Here is a 13,734-nt window from a genome sequence, read left to right on the forward strand (position 1 = left end):
CATGACATTCACCGTCCATGGTCTGGCTGTGGCCCGGGGCATTGCCATCGGGCGGGCGGTGCTGGTGGCATCCAGCCGCATCGATGTGGCTCACTACTTCATCGATGCGTCGCGCATACCTGAAGAAATCGACCGCATCCGCGTCGCCCGCAACGCGGTGGTGGATGAGTTGCAGCGACTGCAACAAGGCCTGTCCCAGATGGGGCCCAACGATGCGCCGCAAGAACTGACGGCCTTGCTGGACGTGCACCTCATGTTGCTCCAGGACGAGGCCTTGACCTCGGGTGTGAAACACTGGGTGACCGAGCGCCTGTACAACGCCGAGTGGGCCTTGACCACCCAGCTTGAAGTGATCGGCCGCCAGTTTGATGAGATGGAGGACGAGTACCTGCGCGAACGCAAGGCCGACCTGGAGCAGGTGGCCGAGCGCATCTTGCGGCACATGAAAGGGGCCGCGTCACCGGTCTCGCCGCCCCCGCCCTCGCCGCGTCGCAATCAGCAGGAACTGCTGCTCGACGACACCGTCGACGTGCCGCTGGTGCTGGTGGCCCATGACCTGTCGCCGGCGGACATGCTGCAGTTCAAACAAAGCGTGTTCGCGGGTTTCGTCACCGATGTGGGGGGCAAGACCTCTCACACGGCCATCGTCGCGCGCAGCATGGACATCCCGGCCGTGGTGGGGGCCCGCAGTGCCAGCCAGTTGGTGCGCCAGGACGACTGGGTGATCATTGATGGCGACGCCGGTGTGATGATCGTCGACCCTTCGCCCATCATTCTGGCTGAGTATGGTTTCAAACAACGCCAGGGTGAGCTTGAACGTCAGCGCCTGTCGCGCTTGCGGCACACCCCTGCCGTCACCATGGATGGTGAAAAAGTCGAGTTGCTGGCCAACATCGAGATGCCCGATGATGCGCCCGCCGCGCTGGCTGCCGGGGCACTGGGGGTGGGGCTGTTCCGCAGCGAATTTCTGTTCATGGGCCGTCAGGGCAAGCTGCCCGGCGAAGAAGAGCAGTACCAAGCCTATCGGCGTGCCGTCGAGGGCATGCAGGGGTTGCCCGTCACCATCCGCACGGTGGATGTAGGGGCTGACAAGCCCCTGGACTATGCCCACCGCGATGACGCTCACCTCAACCCGGCGTTGGGTTTGCGGGCCATCCGCTGGAGCCTGGCAGACCCCGCCATGTTCCGAACACAGTTGCGCGCCATCTTGCGGGCCGCCGTGCATGGCAAGGTGAAATTGCTGATTCCGATGTTGGCCCACGGTTCCGAGATACGCCAGGCCCTGGCGCAGATCGACCACGCCCGAGCCGAACTCGACAACCTGGGGGTGGTTCATGGGCCGATTCAACTGGGGGCGATGATCGAGATACCGGCGGCCGCGTTGTCGGTGCGCATGTTCCTCAAGTACTTCGACTTTCTGTCCATCGGCACCAACGACCTCATCCAGTACACGCTGGCCATTGACCGTGCCGACGAGTCGGTAGCGCACCTCTACGATCCCCTGCACCCGGCGGTGCTCAAGCTGGTCGCCGAGACCATTGCCGAGTGCCGGGCACAAGGCAAGGACGTGAGTGTGTGCGGTGAAATGGCGGGCGATGTCAGCGCCACGCGTTTGCTGCTGGGCCTGGGCCTGCGCAGCTTCTCCATGCATCCTTCGCAGATCCTGGCGGTCAAGCAAGAGATCTTGCGCAGCGATACGCGCAAGTTGGCAAGCTGGGCTCAGGCCGTGCTCAACGACGATGAGCCGTCACGCTTGATGCCCAACTGATTTTCGCCGCCAGCGCCGCTGCCACGCCCATTGCGGGTGGGCAGGGCGGCCTGGCGTTTCAGGCCTTGGATTCGAGCACGTGCCCGGCTTGCTGGTCTGCGTGGTAGCTGGAGCGGACCATGGCCCCCACAGCGGCGTGGCTGAAGCCCATCTTGTAAGCCTCGGTCTCGAACATTTTGAAGGTGTCCGGGTGCACGTAGCGGCGCACCGGCAGGTGGCTGTTCGTGGGGGCCAGGTATTGGCCGATGGTGAGCATGTCGATGCCGTGTTCGCGCATGTCGCGCATCACTTGCAGAATTTCTTCATCGGTCTCGCCCAGACCCACCATCAGGCCGCTCTTGGTCGGCACGTTGGGGTGCAGTGCCTTGAACTTCTTGAGCAAGTTCAGGCTGAAGGCGTAATCCGAGCCTGGACGGGCTTCTTTGTAGAGGCGCGGCACGGTTTCCAGGTTGTGGTTCATCACGTCCGGCGGGGCGGCCTTGAGGATTTCTAGCGCCCGGTCATCACGCCCGCGGAAGTCGGGCACCAGGATTTCGATCTGGGTGGTGGGGGACAGAGCCCGGGTCTGACGGATGCACTCCACAAAGTGGCCGCTTCCGCCGTCGCGCAAGTCGTCCCGGTCTACGCTGGTGATCACCACGTACTTGAGCTTCAGGCGGGCAATCGTCTTGGCCAGGTTTTCGGGTTCGTTGGTGTCCAGGGGGTCTGGCCGGCCATGACCCACGTCGCAAAACGGGCAGCGACGTGTGCACTTGTCGCCCATGATCATGAAGGTGGCCGTGCCCTTGCCAAAACACTCGCCGATGTTGGGGCAGGAGGCCTCCTCGCACACCGTGTTGAGTTTGTTCTCGCGCAGGATCTGCTTGATCTCGTAGAACCGGGTGGTGGGGGAGCCTGCCTTGACTCGGATCCATTCCGGCTTTTTCAGCACCTCAGCCTGCTCGACCTTGACAGGGATGCGGGACAGCTTGGCCGCAGCTTTCTGCTTGGCCAGCGGGTTGTAGGCGTCTACGCCCTGTGCTTCTCGAACGACTTCGTTGGTGCTCATCTGATTACGGCGCGAGGAAGGTCTGGAGCTTCTGGCCCAGGACCGCTGCTGCGTCTTCCCAAGTGGATTGAACCCCGATTGTAGAAAGGTCCACGGTTTGCAGACCCGCGTAGCCACAAGGGTTGATGCGTTGATAGGGCGACAGGTCCATCGCCACATTGAGTGCCACGCCATGGTAAGTGCAGTGGCGGCTCACCTTGATCCCCAGCGCAGCGATCTTGCCCAGGCCCCGGAAAGGGTCGTGCTCGGGCATCGGGCCGTTCAGTGCCGCATGGCTGAAGGGGTCATCCAGGCGCACATAGATGCCCGGCGCTCCGGCAACCCGGTGCCCTGTTACACCGAAGTGGATCAAGGTGCGTAGCACGGCCTCTTCGATGCGGTACACATACTCCTTGACGTAGTAGCCCGCCCGCCTGAGGTCGATCAGCGGGTAGGCCACCACCTGGCCCGGTCCGTGAAAAGTGACCTGCCCCCCGCGGTTGGTGGCTACCACGGGGATGTCGCCCGGGGCCAGCAGGTGGCTGTCCAGCCCTGCCAGTCCTTGGGTGAATACAGGGGGGTGTTCGCACAGCCACAGTTCATCGGGCGTGCTCTCAATGCGGCCGTCCGTGAAGGCGCGCATGGCCTCCAGCGTCGGTTCGTAGGGTACCTGACCCAGGGGGCGCAGCTGCATGGGGTCTCAGAGCACGTATTTGGCCAGGGGGTGGGCGGTCAGTGCCCGGTACAGGTTGTCGAGTTGCTCGCGGCTGGTGGCCGTCACGGTCAGGGTCACGCTGAGGTACTTGCCCCCGGAGCTGTCGCGCAGTTGCACGCGCGTCATCTCAAAGCTGGGGTCGTGCTCGGTGGCGATCGCGGTCATGGTCTCGACAAAGCCTTCCACTTTCGGCCCCATCACCTTGATCGGAAACAGGCTGGGAAACTCGATCAGTGATTCCTGTGCAGGAGGCGTGACGGCGGTTGGGGCTGCCGGCACTGCATCGATGGCGGGCGCCGCAGGGGCGCCTTGCTTGGCGCGTTGGTAGCCGGCATAGAGCTGGGCGTACACCGGCCCAGGGCGACCGCTGCCCACTGGTTGGTCGTCAAGGCGTGACACCGCCAGCACCTCCTTGGTGGCCGACGACAGCAGCACCTCGTCGGCGTTGCGCAATTCAGCCTCGCTGATGCGACGCAGTTCGAAAGGGATGTTGGCTTCTTTGCACAGGGTCTCGATCAGACCGTAGCGGATGCCTTCCAGTACCAGGCCGTCGCGGGGCGCGCCCAGCACGCGGCCATCCTTCACCACCCAGACGTTGCTGGACGAGGCTTCGGTGAGGTAACCGTCTCGTAACAGGATGGTCTCGGTGGCGCCGGCTTCGACGCTGATCTGGCGCGCCAGCACGGCGCTGAGCAGGCTGGTGCTCTTGATGTGCCCTTTCTTCCAGCGGAAGTCTTCGGCTGTCACGCATGCCACGCCGTTTTCGCGGGCGGCGGCTGATTGAGCTTTCAGCGGGTTGATCATGGCGAACACCGTAGGGGTGATGCCTTGGGGCATGGCGTGATCGCGCGGAGCCACACCTCTGGAGACCTGGATGTAGACGGTCTCTTCGCCTGTGGCACTTGCGGCGTTGCGTTCGACCAGCGCATCTGCGATCTGGCGCCACTGTTCAGGCGTGTGGGGGTTGGGAATTTGCACCTCGGCCAGCGAGCGGAACAGTCGAGCCAGGTGTTCATCGAAGCGGAACAGGCGGCCCTGATAGACCGGAATGACCTCATAGATGCCGTCGCCAAAAATGAAGCCTCGGTCAAGCACGCTGATGCGGGCATCTTGGAGGGCGGTATAGTCGCCGTTGAGGTAGCAGAGGGTGTCGGGTAGTGCTTGCATGGTGAAATTATCCCCGCAGGCCTGAGGCCGTGCAGACGTGGCTGACCCAAGCTTGCCCATTCGCTCGACCTAAGTCAAAACACCTTTGACCTAGGGCCTTTCCCGAGTGGACTGCTTTACAAGCGTTGACGTTGCGGGTTTTTACTTATAATCAATGGCTTTGCTGAAATTCAGGCGTGTAACCCTGGCGTAACCAAGAATGAACACAATCGCGCCAGTTCCTGAAGATGAGGCGGAAGAGTCTGATTTCAAGCCGCTGACTGCTGAAGAAGCGCAGCAGCTTCGTGCAAGAATTGCGCCCGTTTCATTGGGGCGTGTTCTGGCGGTTCAGGCTCTGGTTGGGTGTCTGGTGGCCTTGGCTGCCTGGGGCCTGACTGGACGGCCAGCAGCCGGTTGGACTGCTGCCTACGGCGCGATGGCGGTGGTGATTCCTGCCGCACTGTTTGCCCGAGGGGTGCGCAAGCACATGTCGTCTGGCAATCCGGGTACTGCGGTCACCGGGTTGTTTGGGTGGGAGCTCGTGAAGATCGTCCTGACGGTGGCCTTGCTGGCTGCTGCACCTTGGGTGTTGCCTGAGGTGGTCTGGCTGGCGTTGTTGGCCGGCATGGTCGTCACGCTGAAAATGTACTGGTTTGCACTGTGGGTGCAGACCAGGTCTGTTAAACCGACTTGACTCTTCGTTTGAAGAGTCAAAAGAAAGAGTTGAAAGATGAGCGCAGCAGAACACGGTCCGACAGCGAGTGAGTACATCGTTCACCACTTGCAGCATCTGCAGAACGTCCAGCAGAAAGCGATTGTTGATTTTTCAGTGATCAACTTTGATTCGTTGATCGTGGCCGGTCTGTTGGGCGTCGTCGCGCTGATCTTGCTCTTGACTGCTGCGCGCAAGGCCACCTCGGGCGTGCCGGGCCGTTTTCAAGCTGCTGTCGAAATCCTGGTTGAAATGGTCGACAACCAGGCCAAGGCCAACATCCACAGCGCCGAAAGCCGCAAGTTCATCGCTCCCCTGGGTCTGACGGTTTTTGTCTGGATCTTCCTGATGAACTTCATGGACATGCTGCCGGTCGATTTGCTGCCCGCACTTTGGGGCAAAGTCTACGAAGCCAATGGCGGTGAAGCCCATCATGCTTTCCTGCGCATCGTTCCCACGGCCGACCTCTCCACCACCCTGGGCCTGGCTTTTGCCGTCCTGCTGCTGCGCTTCTGGTACAGCATCAAGATCAAGGGCGCCGGCGGCTGGGCTCACGAACTGGTGTCTGCGCCTTTTGGCACCAGCAAGAACCCCATCTTTGCCCTGGTTCTGGGCGTGATCAACCTTTTGATGCAAATCATCGAATACGTCGCCAACACCGTGTCTCACGGCATGCGACTGTTCGGCAACATGTACGCTGGCGAGCTGGTGTTCATGTTGATCGCCTTGATGGGCGGCGCCGCTGCGCTCTCGCTCTCTGGTGTTCTGCTGCCTGTCGGCCACATCATCGCCGGCACCATCTGGACGCTGTTCCACATCCTCGTGATCACGTTGCAAGCCTTCATTTTCATGATGCTCGCGCTGATCTACCTGGGTCAGGCGCACAACGCCCACTAAGCGCTCACCAGGCGCCCTCTGATTTCGTTTCGTTTTTTCTTTCCTCAACCATCCGTTTCTTAATTAGGAGTCATCATGGAAAACATTCTCGGTCTCGTCGCTCTGGCTTGTGGTCTGATCGTTGGTCTGGGCGCTATCGGCGCTTCTATCGGCATCGCCCTGATGGGTGGCAAGTTCCTCGAATCGTCGGCTCGTCAGCCTGAACTGATCAACGAACTGCAAACCAAGATGTTCATCTTGGCCGGTCTGATCGACGCAGCCTTCCTGATCGGCGTGGCTATCGCTCTGCTGTTCGCCTTCGCCAACCCGTTTGCTTCGACCTTCTTGGCCAACCTGCCCAAGTAATTCCCGTTCAACGCCACTCTAGAAAGGTGTTGCCGTGAGTATCAATGCGACCCTGTTCATTCAGGCCATCGTATTCCTGATCTTGGTGTGGTTCACGATGAAATTCGTGTGGCCCCCGATCGCGAAAGCGCTGGATGAACGTGCCCAGAAAATCGCCGATGGTCTCGCTGCTGCCGACCGTGCCAAAACCGAACTCGCCGCTGCAGATCAGCGCGTGAAGAAGGAATTGGCCGCCGCCAGCACCGAAACTGCATCGCGTCTGGCTGATGCCGAGCGTCGTGCTCAGGCCATCATCGACGAGGCCAAGGCCCGTGCCACCGAAGAAGGCAACAAGATCGTTGCCGCTGCCAAGGCTGAGGCTGAGCAGCAATCGGTCAAGGCCCGCGAGGCCCTGCGTGAGCAGGTCGCCGTGCTGGCCGTCAAGGGTGCCGAGCAAATCCTGCGCAAGGAAGTCGATGCCGGCGTTCACGCCGATCTGCTGAATCGCCTGAAGACTGAGCTGTAAGGAGCAACCATGGCTGAACTCGCCACCATTGCCCGTCCTTACGCCGAGGCCTTGTTCAAGGCCAGCACTTCGACCGCAGGCGTTGATCTCAACGCCACGGCCGGCTGGCTGGACGAGCTGGCTGCGATTGCAGCCGACGCCCAGCTCAAGCAGTTTGCCGAGAGCCCGAAGGTCAGTGCCCAGCAGGTCTTTGACCTGGTGGCCGGCCTGACCAAGTACGTTCTGCCCGATCAGGGCAAGAACTTCCTGCGAACGGTGATCGACAACGGTCGTCTGCAGGCACTGCCCGAAGTCGCTGCCCAGTTCCGCAAGCTGGTCAATGCCCAGAGCGGTTCGTCGGATGCCGTTGTGTACAGCGCATTCCCGATCGATGGTGCTGCCCTGGCAGACCTCGCCGCCTCGCTCGAAAAGCGTTTTGGCCGCAAGCTCAACCTGACCGTCGAAACCGACAGCACCTTGATTGGTGGTGTCCGTGTGGCAGTGGGCGACGAAGTGCTCGACACCTCGGTCAAAGCGCGCCTCGAACAAATGAAAGCGGCCCTGGCCGCGTAACCGCGGCCTTGTGCCTCGGCTAAACAAAGAAAGAAGGAAAGAGTCATGCAACTCAATCCCGCAGAAATTTCTGAATTGATCAAGAGCCGCATCGAAGGGCTGGCTGGCAGCGCTGACATCCGCAACCAGGGCACCGTGGTGTCCGTGACCGACGGTATCGTTCGCGTGCATGGCCTGTCTGACGTGATGCAGGGCGAAATGCTCGAATTCCCGGCCAACGCTGAAGGCGTGCCTTCGTACGGTCTGGCCCTGAACCTGGAGCGCGACTCCGTCGGCGCCGTGATTCTGGGCGAGTACGAGCACATCTCCGAAGGCGACACCGTGAAGTGCACGGGCCGCATTCTGGAAGTGCCCGTGGGCCCCGAACTGATTGGCCGTGTGGTGAACGCCCTGGGCCAGCCTATCGACGGCAAGGGTCCGATCAACGCCAAGATGACCGACGTGATCGAAAAGGTGGCACCTGGTGTGATCGCCCGTGAATCCGTGGGTCAACCGCTGCAAACCGGTCTGAAGTCCATCGACTCGATGGTGCCCGTGGGCCGTGGTCAGCGCGAGTTGATCATTGGCGACCGCCAGACCGGCAAGACGGCCGTGGCCATCGATGCCATCATCAACCAGAAGGGCCAAGGCGTCACCTGCGTGTACGTCGCGATTGGTCAGAAGGCCTCGTCCATCAAGAACGTCGTGCGCTCTCTGGAGCAGGCTGGCGCCATGGACTACACCATCGTGGTGGCTGCCTCGGCTTCTGAATCCGCTGCCATGCAGTACGTGTCGGCCTACTCGGGCTGCACGATGGGCGAATACTTCCGCGACCGTGGTGAAGACGCGCTGATCGTTTATGACGATCTGTCCAAGCAAGCTGTGGCTTACCGTCAGGTGTCGCTGCTGCTGCGCCGTCCCCCAGGCCGTGAAGCTTTCCCTGGCGACGTGTTCTATCTCCACAGCCGTCTGCTCGAACGCGCCGCTCGCGTGAATGCCGACTACGTGGAAGCCTTCACCAAGGGCGAAGTCAAGGGCAAGACCGGTTCGTTGACCGCTCTCCCCGTGATCGAAACCCAAGCTGGTGACGTGTCTGCCTTCGTTCCGACCAACGTGATCTCGATCACTGACGGCCAGATCTTCCTGGAAACCAGCCTGTTCAACGCCGGTATCCGCCCCGCCATCAACGCCGGTATCTCGGTGTCGCGCGTCGGTGGTGCTGCCCAGACCAAGCTGATCAAGAACCTGTCCGGTGGTATCCGTACCGACTTGGCCCAGTACCGTGAACTGGCTGCCTTCGCGCAGTTCGCTTCCGACCTGGACGAAGCCACCCGCAAGCAGCTCGACCGCGGTGCCCGCGTGACCGAATTGCTCAAGCAGGCTCAGTACAGCCCGCAGCCCATTTCGCTGATGGGCGCTACGCTGTTCGCGGTCAACAAGGGTTTCCTGGACGACATCGACGTCAAGAAGGTTCTGGCCTTCGAACACGGCCTGCACCAGTTCCTGAAGACCAGCCATGCTGCCCTGCTCGCCAAGCTCGAGAAGGACAAGGCCATGGACAAGGACGCCGAAGCTGAAATGACCGCCGCCATTGGTGCGTTCAAGAAGTCGTTTGCTTAAGTAGCTCTCCAAGCACCCAACAAACGCTTTAGGAGCACATATGGCAGCAGGCAAGGAAATACGCGGCAAGATCAAATCGGTGGAAAACACCAAGAAGATCACCAAGGCCATGGAAATGGTGGCCGCATCCAAGATGCGCAAGGCGCAGGACCGGATGCGTGCTGCCCGTCCTTACAGCGAAAAGATCCGCAACGTTGCCGCCAACCTGGGTCAGGCCAATCCCGAGTACACGCACGCGTTCATGAAGACGAACGATGCGAAGACTTCTGGGGTGATCGTGGTCACGACCGACAAGGGTTTGTGCGGTGGCATGAACACCAACGTGTTGCGTGCCGTGACGACCAAGCTGCGCGAACTGCAAGGTGCAGGCGTGTCGGTGGAGGCTGTCGCCATCGGTAACAAGGGTCTGGGTTTCCTGAACCGTGTTGGCGCGAAAGTGGTTTCGCACGTCACGGGTCTGGGTGACACCCCGCATCTGGACAAGTTGATCGGCCCCGTGAAGGTGCTCTTGGATGCCTACGCAGAAGGCCGCATCAATGCGGTCTACCTGGGTTACACCAAGTTCATCAACACCATGAAGCAAGAGTCGGTGCTGGAGCAGCTGCTGCCCCTGTCCGCCGACCAGATGCAGGCTGAAAAGACCGAACATGGTTGGGACTACATCTACGAGCCCGATGCTCAGGCCGTCATCGACGATCTGCTGGTTCGGTACGTTGAATCCCTGATCTACCAGGCCGTGGCAGAAAACATGGCATCCGAACAGTCGGCGCGCATGGTGGCCATGAAGGCCGCGACCGACAACGCGGGCAGTGTCATCGGCGAATTGAAGCTGGTCTACAACAAGACCCGTCAGGCAGCGATCACGAAAGAACTTTCGGAAATCGTCTCCGGCGCGGCTGCGGTTTGACCCTCGTCGTCGTCACGGTTTAAAAATTTTTGGAGCAAAAAATGGCTCAAGTTCAAGGAAAAATTGTTCAGTGTATTGGCGCTGTGGTTGACGTGGAGTTTCCGCGTGACCAGATGCCCAAGATCTACGACGCTCTGAAGCTCGAAGGATCTACACTGACCCTGGAAGTTCAGCAGCAGCTGGGCGACGGCGTGGTGCGTACCATTGCGCTGGGTTCGTCCGACGGTCTGCGTCGTGGCCTGATCGTGACCAACACCCATGCACCCATCACGGTGCCTGTGGGCAAGGCCACTCTGGGTCGCATCATGGACGTGCTGGGCGCGCCTATCGACGAACGTGGTCCTGTCAGCCAAGAGCTGACCGCCTCGATCCACCGCAAGGCACCCGCTTATGACGAGTTGTCGCCTTCGCAAGAGCTGTTGGAAACCGGCATCAAGGTGATCGATTTGGTCTGCCCGTTCGCCAAGGGCGGCAAGGTGGGTCTGTTCGGTGGTGCCGGCGTGGGCAAGACCGTGAACATGATGGAACTCATCAACAACATCGCCAAGGCTCACTCGGGTCTGTCGGTGTTCGCTGGTGTGGGTGAGCGTACCCGCGAAGGGAACGACTTCTATCACGAAATGGCCGATTCCGGCGTGGTGAACCTGGAGAACCTCGGCGAGTCCAAGGTGGCCATGGTTTACGGTCAGATGAACGAGCCCCCGGGCAACCGTCTGCGCGTGGCCCTGACCGGTCTGACCATCGCTGAATCGTTCCGCGACGAAGGTCGTGACGTGCTGTTCTTCGTGGACAACATCTACCGCTACACGCTGGCCGGTACCGAAGTGTCCGCTCTGCTGGGTCGTATGCCTTCCGCCGTGGGCTATCAGCCGACGCTGGCTGAAGAAATGGGCCGTCTGCAAGAGCGGATCACCTCGACCAAGGTGGGCTCGATCACTTCCATCCAGGCCGTTTACGTGCCTGCCGATGACTTGACCGATCCGTCGCCTGCCACCACCTTTGCCCACTTGGATTCCACTGTGGTGCTGAGCCGTGACATTGCCGCCCTGGGTATCTACCCCGCCGTGGATCCGCTCGATTCGACCAGCCGCCAGCTGGACCCGAACGTGGTGGGTGAAGACCACTACAGCACGGCCCGTGCCGTGCAGGGTACGCTGCAGCGCTACAAGGAACTGCGCGACATCATCGCGATTCTGGGTATGGACGAACTGGCACCAGAAGACAAGCTGGTGGTGGCCCGTGCTCGTAAGATCCAACGTTTCCTGTCGCAGCCTTTCCACGTGGCTGAAGTGTTCACCGGCTCGCCCGGCAAGTACGTGCCCCTGTCTGAAACCATCCGTGGTTTCAAGATGATTGTGGCCGGCGAGTGCGACCACCTGCCCGAGCAGGCCTTCTACATGGTTGGCACCATCGACGAAGCCTTCGAAAAGGCCAAGAAGATCTAAGGCCTTCTGTCATCGGAGAGTCGGGTTTGAAAAAGCCCCTCTCCGGTGCAGTCAAGCCTCCAGAAAAGGATTGCCATGGCAACCATTCATGTTGACGTTGTGAGTGCCGAAGAGTCGATCTTCTCGGGTGAAGCCAAGTTTGTGGCTTTGCCTGGTGAGGCAGGCGAACTCGGTATTCTGCCGGGCCACACGCCGCTCATCACCCGTATCAAACCCGGCTCGGTGCGCATCGAGACGGCCGATGGCGGTGAAGAATTCGTGTTCGTGGCCGGTGGCATTCTTGAAGTGCAACCGAACTGCGTGACCGTCCTGTCTGACACCGCGATCCGCGGCAAGGACCTCGACGAAGAAAAGGCCAAACAGGCCCGCGCTGCGGCCGAAGAGGCCATCAAGAACGCCAAGAGCGACATCGACTTGGCCCGTGCCCAGTCCGAGTTGGCCGTCATGGCTGCTCAGATTGCGGCACTGCGCAAGTTCCGTCAGAAGCGCTGAAGCGCCCCGGCTTTCGGCCATGCCCTGGTGCATGGCTCGGGCCTCGCATCAACCCCGTGCCCTCAACTGCACGGGGTTTTGTTTTTGGGGCGATTGACCGGCAAACTGCACCACTTGCCCAAAGCGCGGCAGAATAAAGGCCCGCAGCGAACCCGAGCCCATCGTCATGCCCAAAGCCAAACTTCAGGCCATCACCGTAGGCGGTTCCGCCGCTGAAGTTGAAGTGGCGTTTTACGACGCCTTGCAAAAAGGGGATGTCGGCCAGTTGATGGCCTGCTGGGCAGACGAGGACGACATTGTTTGCGTGCATCCTGGGGGGGCCCGCCTGATCGGGGCCGGAGCCATCCGAGCCGCTTTTGAATCCCTGTTGGCCCAAGGCGCCGTGCCCATTCATCTGGAGCATGTGCAATGTGTGGAGGCGTTGGCCAGTTCGGTGCACAGCGTCATCGAACGCATTGAAATTGACACACCGGCGGGCCGGCACGAGGCCTGGGTGATCGCGACCAACGTGTACCACAAGACAGCTCAGGGATGGCGCATGGTGGCTCACCATGCCAGTCCCGGCACCCCACACAAGCCCTTGCCCTTGACGGATGGCCCTGCCGTCCTGCATTGAGGGGCCATGCAACTTGGCCGTGTTGATGAATTATGTCGCCCCCGCCTGGGTGCCAGGTGGCAATCTTCAAACCATCTGGCCGGCGCTCTTTTCCCGCCGCGTCTTTGGTCATGCGCCTCGGTACCGGCGAGAGCGTTGGAGCACGCCGGATGCCGACTTCATCGATATCGATTTCCTGGAGCCCGGCGTGGGACCGGAGTCCGCAGCCTCAGCCCCCATGCTGGTGCTGTTTCATGGGCTAGAGGGGTCTTCCGGCAGCCACTACGCTGAGGCCTTTGCCGACTACGCCCGCGAGCGTGGCTGGGCCTACACCGTGCCGCACTTTCGAGGTTGCAGTGGTGAAATCAACCTCGCCCCTCGCGCTTACCACTCGGGTGACCATGAAGAGATCGGTTGGGTGCTGTCTCGCGTGAAAGCCGCCCACAGGGGCCCCGTGATCGCCGTGGGGGTCTCATTGGGTGGCAATGCCTTGCTGCGCTGGGCCGAGGAAGCCGGCAGCACAGCGGCTCAGGTCGTGAAGGGCGTGGCCGCGGTCTGCTCACCGATTGATCTGGCCGCGGGTGGGTGGGCCATTGGGAGGGGCTTCAACCGGCTGGTGTACACGCGCATGTTCCTCAAGACCATGAAGCCCAAGGCCTTGCAGAAATTGGCGCAGTTTCCAGGCCTGTTTGACCCACAGGCCCTGGCCGAGGCGCGGGATTTGTACGAGTTTGACAACGTGTTCACCGCCCCTTTGCACGGCTTCCGCAGCACCGAAGATTATTGGGCGCGCGCGTCTGCCAAACCGCATCTGGCCAGCATTCGTTTGCCCACCCTGGTGGTCAACGCTCGCAATGATCCCTTTGTGCCGGCTTGGTGCCTGCCCGGTCAGGGTGAGGTTGGCCGGCACGTGACCTTGTGGCAACCCGCACACGGGGGGCACGTGGGCTTTCCGCATGGGCGGCTGCCGGGGCATGTACGCGGCATGCCCGACGCCGTGGGCGGCTGGCTGGCAGACCACATTTGAAT

Annotated in this window: 15 protein-coding genes and 1 pseudogene; 12 read left to right on the top strand and 4 right to left on the bottom strand. The window is 61.1% G+C overall.

The window, feature by feature from the left end; genetic code table 11:
* Window position 1: 1 nt before the first annotated feature.
* The gene (ptsP, locus tag AC3WUT_RS24080; protein ID WP_492349597.1) at window positions 2-1,768 is read left to right on the top strand and encodes a phosphoenolpyruvate--protein phosphotransferase; all 1,767 of its coding nucleotides are present in this window, start codon (window positions 2-4) and stop codon (window positions 1,766-1,768) included.
* A 58-nt stretch (window positions 1,769-1,826) separates the two neighbouring features.
* On the opposite strand, the gene lipA is transcribed toward ptsP, so the two are convergent.
* From lipA to AC3WUT_RS24100, 4 genes and pseudogenes are all read right to left on the bottom strand, one after another.
* Window positions 1,827-2,816: a lipoyl synthase gene (lipA, locus tag AC3WUT_RS24085; RefSeq protein WP_492349598.1), complete on the bottom strand. Its 990-nt coding sequence runs from the start codon at window positions 2,814-2,816 to the stop codon at window positions 1,827-1,829.
* A 4-nt stretch (window positions 2,817-2,820) separates the two neighbouring features.
* Window positions 2,821-3,489, bottom strand: a complete 669-nt coding sequence (lipB, locus tag AC3WUT_RS24090) for a lipoyl(octanoyl) transferase LipB (protein ID WP_492349599.1) — start codon at window positions 3,487-3,489, stop codon at window positions 2,821-2,823.
* A 6-nt stretch (window positions 3,490-3,495) separates the two neighbouring features.
* A complete protein-coding gene (locus AC3WUT_RS24095; protein WP_492349707.1) occupies window positions 3,496-3,789 on the bottom strand; it encodes a YbeD family protein in 294 nt (97 codons plus the stop codon).
* A 30-nt stretch (window positions 3,790-3,819) separates the two neighbouring features.
* Window positions 3,820-4,677 (bottom strand): annotated as a pseudogene (locus AC3WUT_RS24100) (D-amino acid aminotransferase); the annotation flags it as partial.
* 199 nt (window positions 4,678-4,876) lie between these two features.
* Here AC3WUT_RS24100 and AC3WUT_RS24105 point away from each other — a divergent pair.
* The 11 genes from AC3WUT_RS24105 to AC3WUT_RS24155 all read left to right on the top strand — a co-directional run bounded on the left by AC3WUT_RS24105 (window position 4,877) and on the right by AC3WUT_RS24155 (window position 13,732).
* Window positions 4,877-5,350 (top strand): ATP synthase subunit I, encoded by a 474-nt coding sequence (locus tag AC3WUT_RS24105; RefSeq protein WP_492349600.1) that lies wholly within the window; start codon window positions 4,877-4,879, stop codon window positions 5,348-5,350.
* A 36-nt stretch (window positions 5,351-5,386) separates the two neighbouring features.
* Complete coding sequence (gene atpB / locus AC3WUT_RS24110; RefSeq protein WP_492349601.1) at window positions 5,387-6,265, top strand: F0F1 ATP synthase subunit A; 879 nt, start codon at window positions 5,387-5,389, stop codon at window positions 6,263-6,265.
* A 75-nt stretch (window positions 6,266-6,340) separates the two neighbouring features.
* Entirely contained in the window at window positions 6,341-6,610 is a 270-nt protein-coding gene (gene atpE, locus AC3WUT_RS24115) for a F0F1 ATP synthase subunit C (protein WP_007847749.1), read from the top strand.
* Window positions 6,611-6,644: 34 nt separating this feature from the next.
* Entirely contained in the window at window positions 6,645-7,115 is a 471-nt protein-coding gene (locus tag AC3WUT_RS24120) for a F0F1 ATP synthase subunit B (RefSeq protein ID WP_019575664.1), read from the top strand.
* 9 nt (window positions 7,116-7,124) lie between these two features.
* The gene (locus AC3WUT_RS24125) at window positions 7,125-7,667 is read left to right on the top strand and encodes a F0F1 ATP synthase subunit delta (RefSeq protein WP_019575665.1); all 543 of its coding nucleotides are present in this window, start codon (window positions 7,125-7,127) and stop codon (window positions 7,665-7,667) included.
* A gap of 45 nt (window positions 7,668-7,712) precedes the next feature.
* Entirely contained in the window at window positions 7,713-9,266 is a 1,554-nt protein-coding gene (atpA, locus tag AC3WUT_RS24130) for a F0F1 ATP synthase subunit alpha (RefSeq protein WP_492349602.1), read from the top strand.
* 40 nt (window positions 9,267-9,306) lie between these two features.
* Window positions 9,307-10,173 (top strand): F0F1 ATP synthase subunit gamma, encoded by an 867-nt coding sequence (atpG, locus tag AC3WUT_RS24135; RefSeq protein ID WP_492349603.1) that lies wholly within the window; start codon window positions 9,307-9,309, stop codon window positions 10,171-10,173.
* A 41-nt stretch (window positions 10,174-10,214) separates the two neighbouring features.
* Window positions 10,215-11,618: a F0F1 ATP synthase subunit beta gene (gene atpD, locus AC3WUT_RS24140; RefSeq protein WP_492349604.1), complete on the top strand. Its 1,404-nt coding sequence runs from the start codon at window positions 10,215-10,217 to the stop codon at window positions 11,616-11,618.
* A 75-nt stretch (window positions 11,619-11,693) separates the two neighbouring features.
* Window positions 11,694-12,110, top strand: coding sequence for a F0F1 ATP synthase subunit epsilon (locus tag AC3WUT_RS24145; protein WP_492349605.1), 417 nt, complete (start codon window positions 11,694-11,696; stop codon window positions 12,108-12,110).
* 166 nt (window positions 12,111-12,276) lie between these two features.
* The gene (locus AC3WUT_RS24150; RefSeq protein WP_492349606.1) at window positions 12,277-12,726 is read left to right on the top strand and encodes a YybH family protein; all 450 of its coding nucleotides are present in this window, start codon (window positions 12,277-12,279) and stop codon (window positions 12,724-12,726) included.
* A 25-nt stretch (window positions 12,727-12,751) separates the two neighbouring features.
* On the top strand, window positions 12,752-13,732 hold the full coding sequence (locus AC3WUT_RS24155; protein ID WP_492349607.1) for a YheT family hydrolase: 981 nt from the start codon (window positions 12,752-12,754) through the stop codon (window positions 13,730-13,732).
* The last annotated feature ends 2 nt before the right edge of the window (window positions 13,733-13,734 follow it).

The organism is Curvibacter sp. EU05-FHT14A10, from assembly GCF_058791075.1.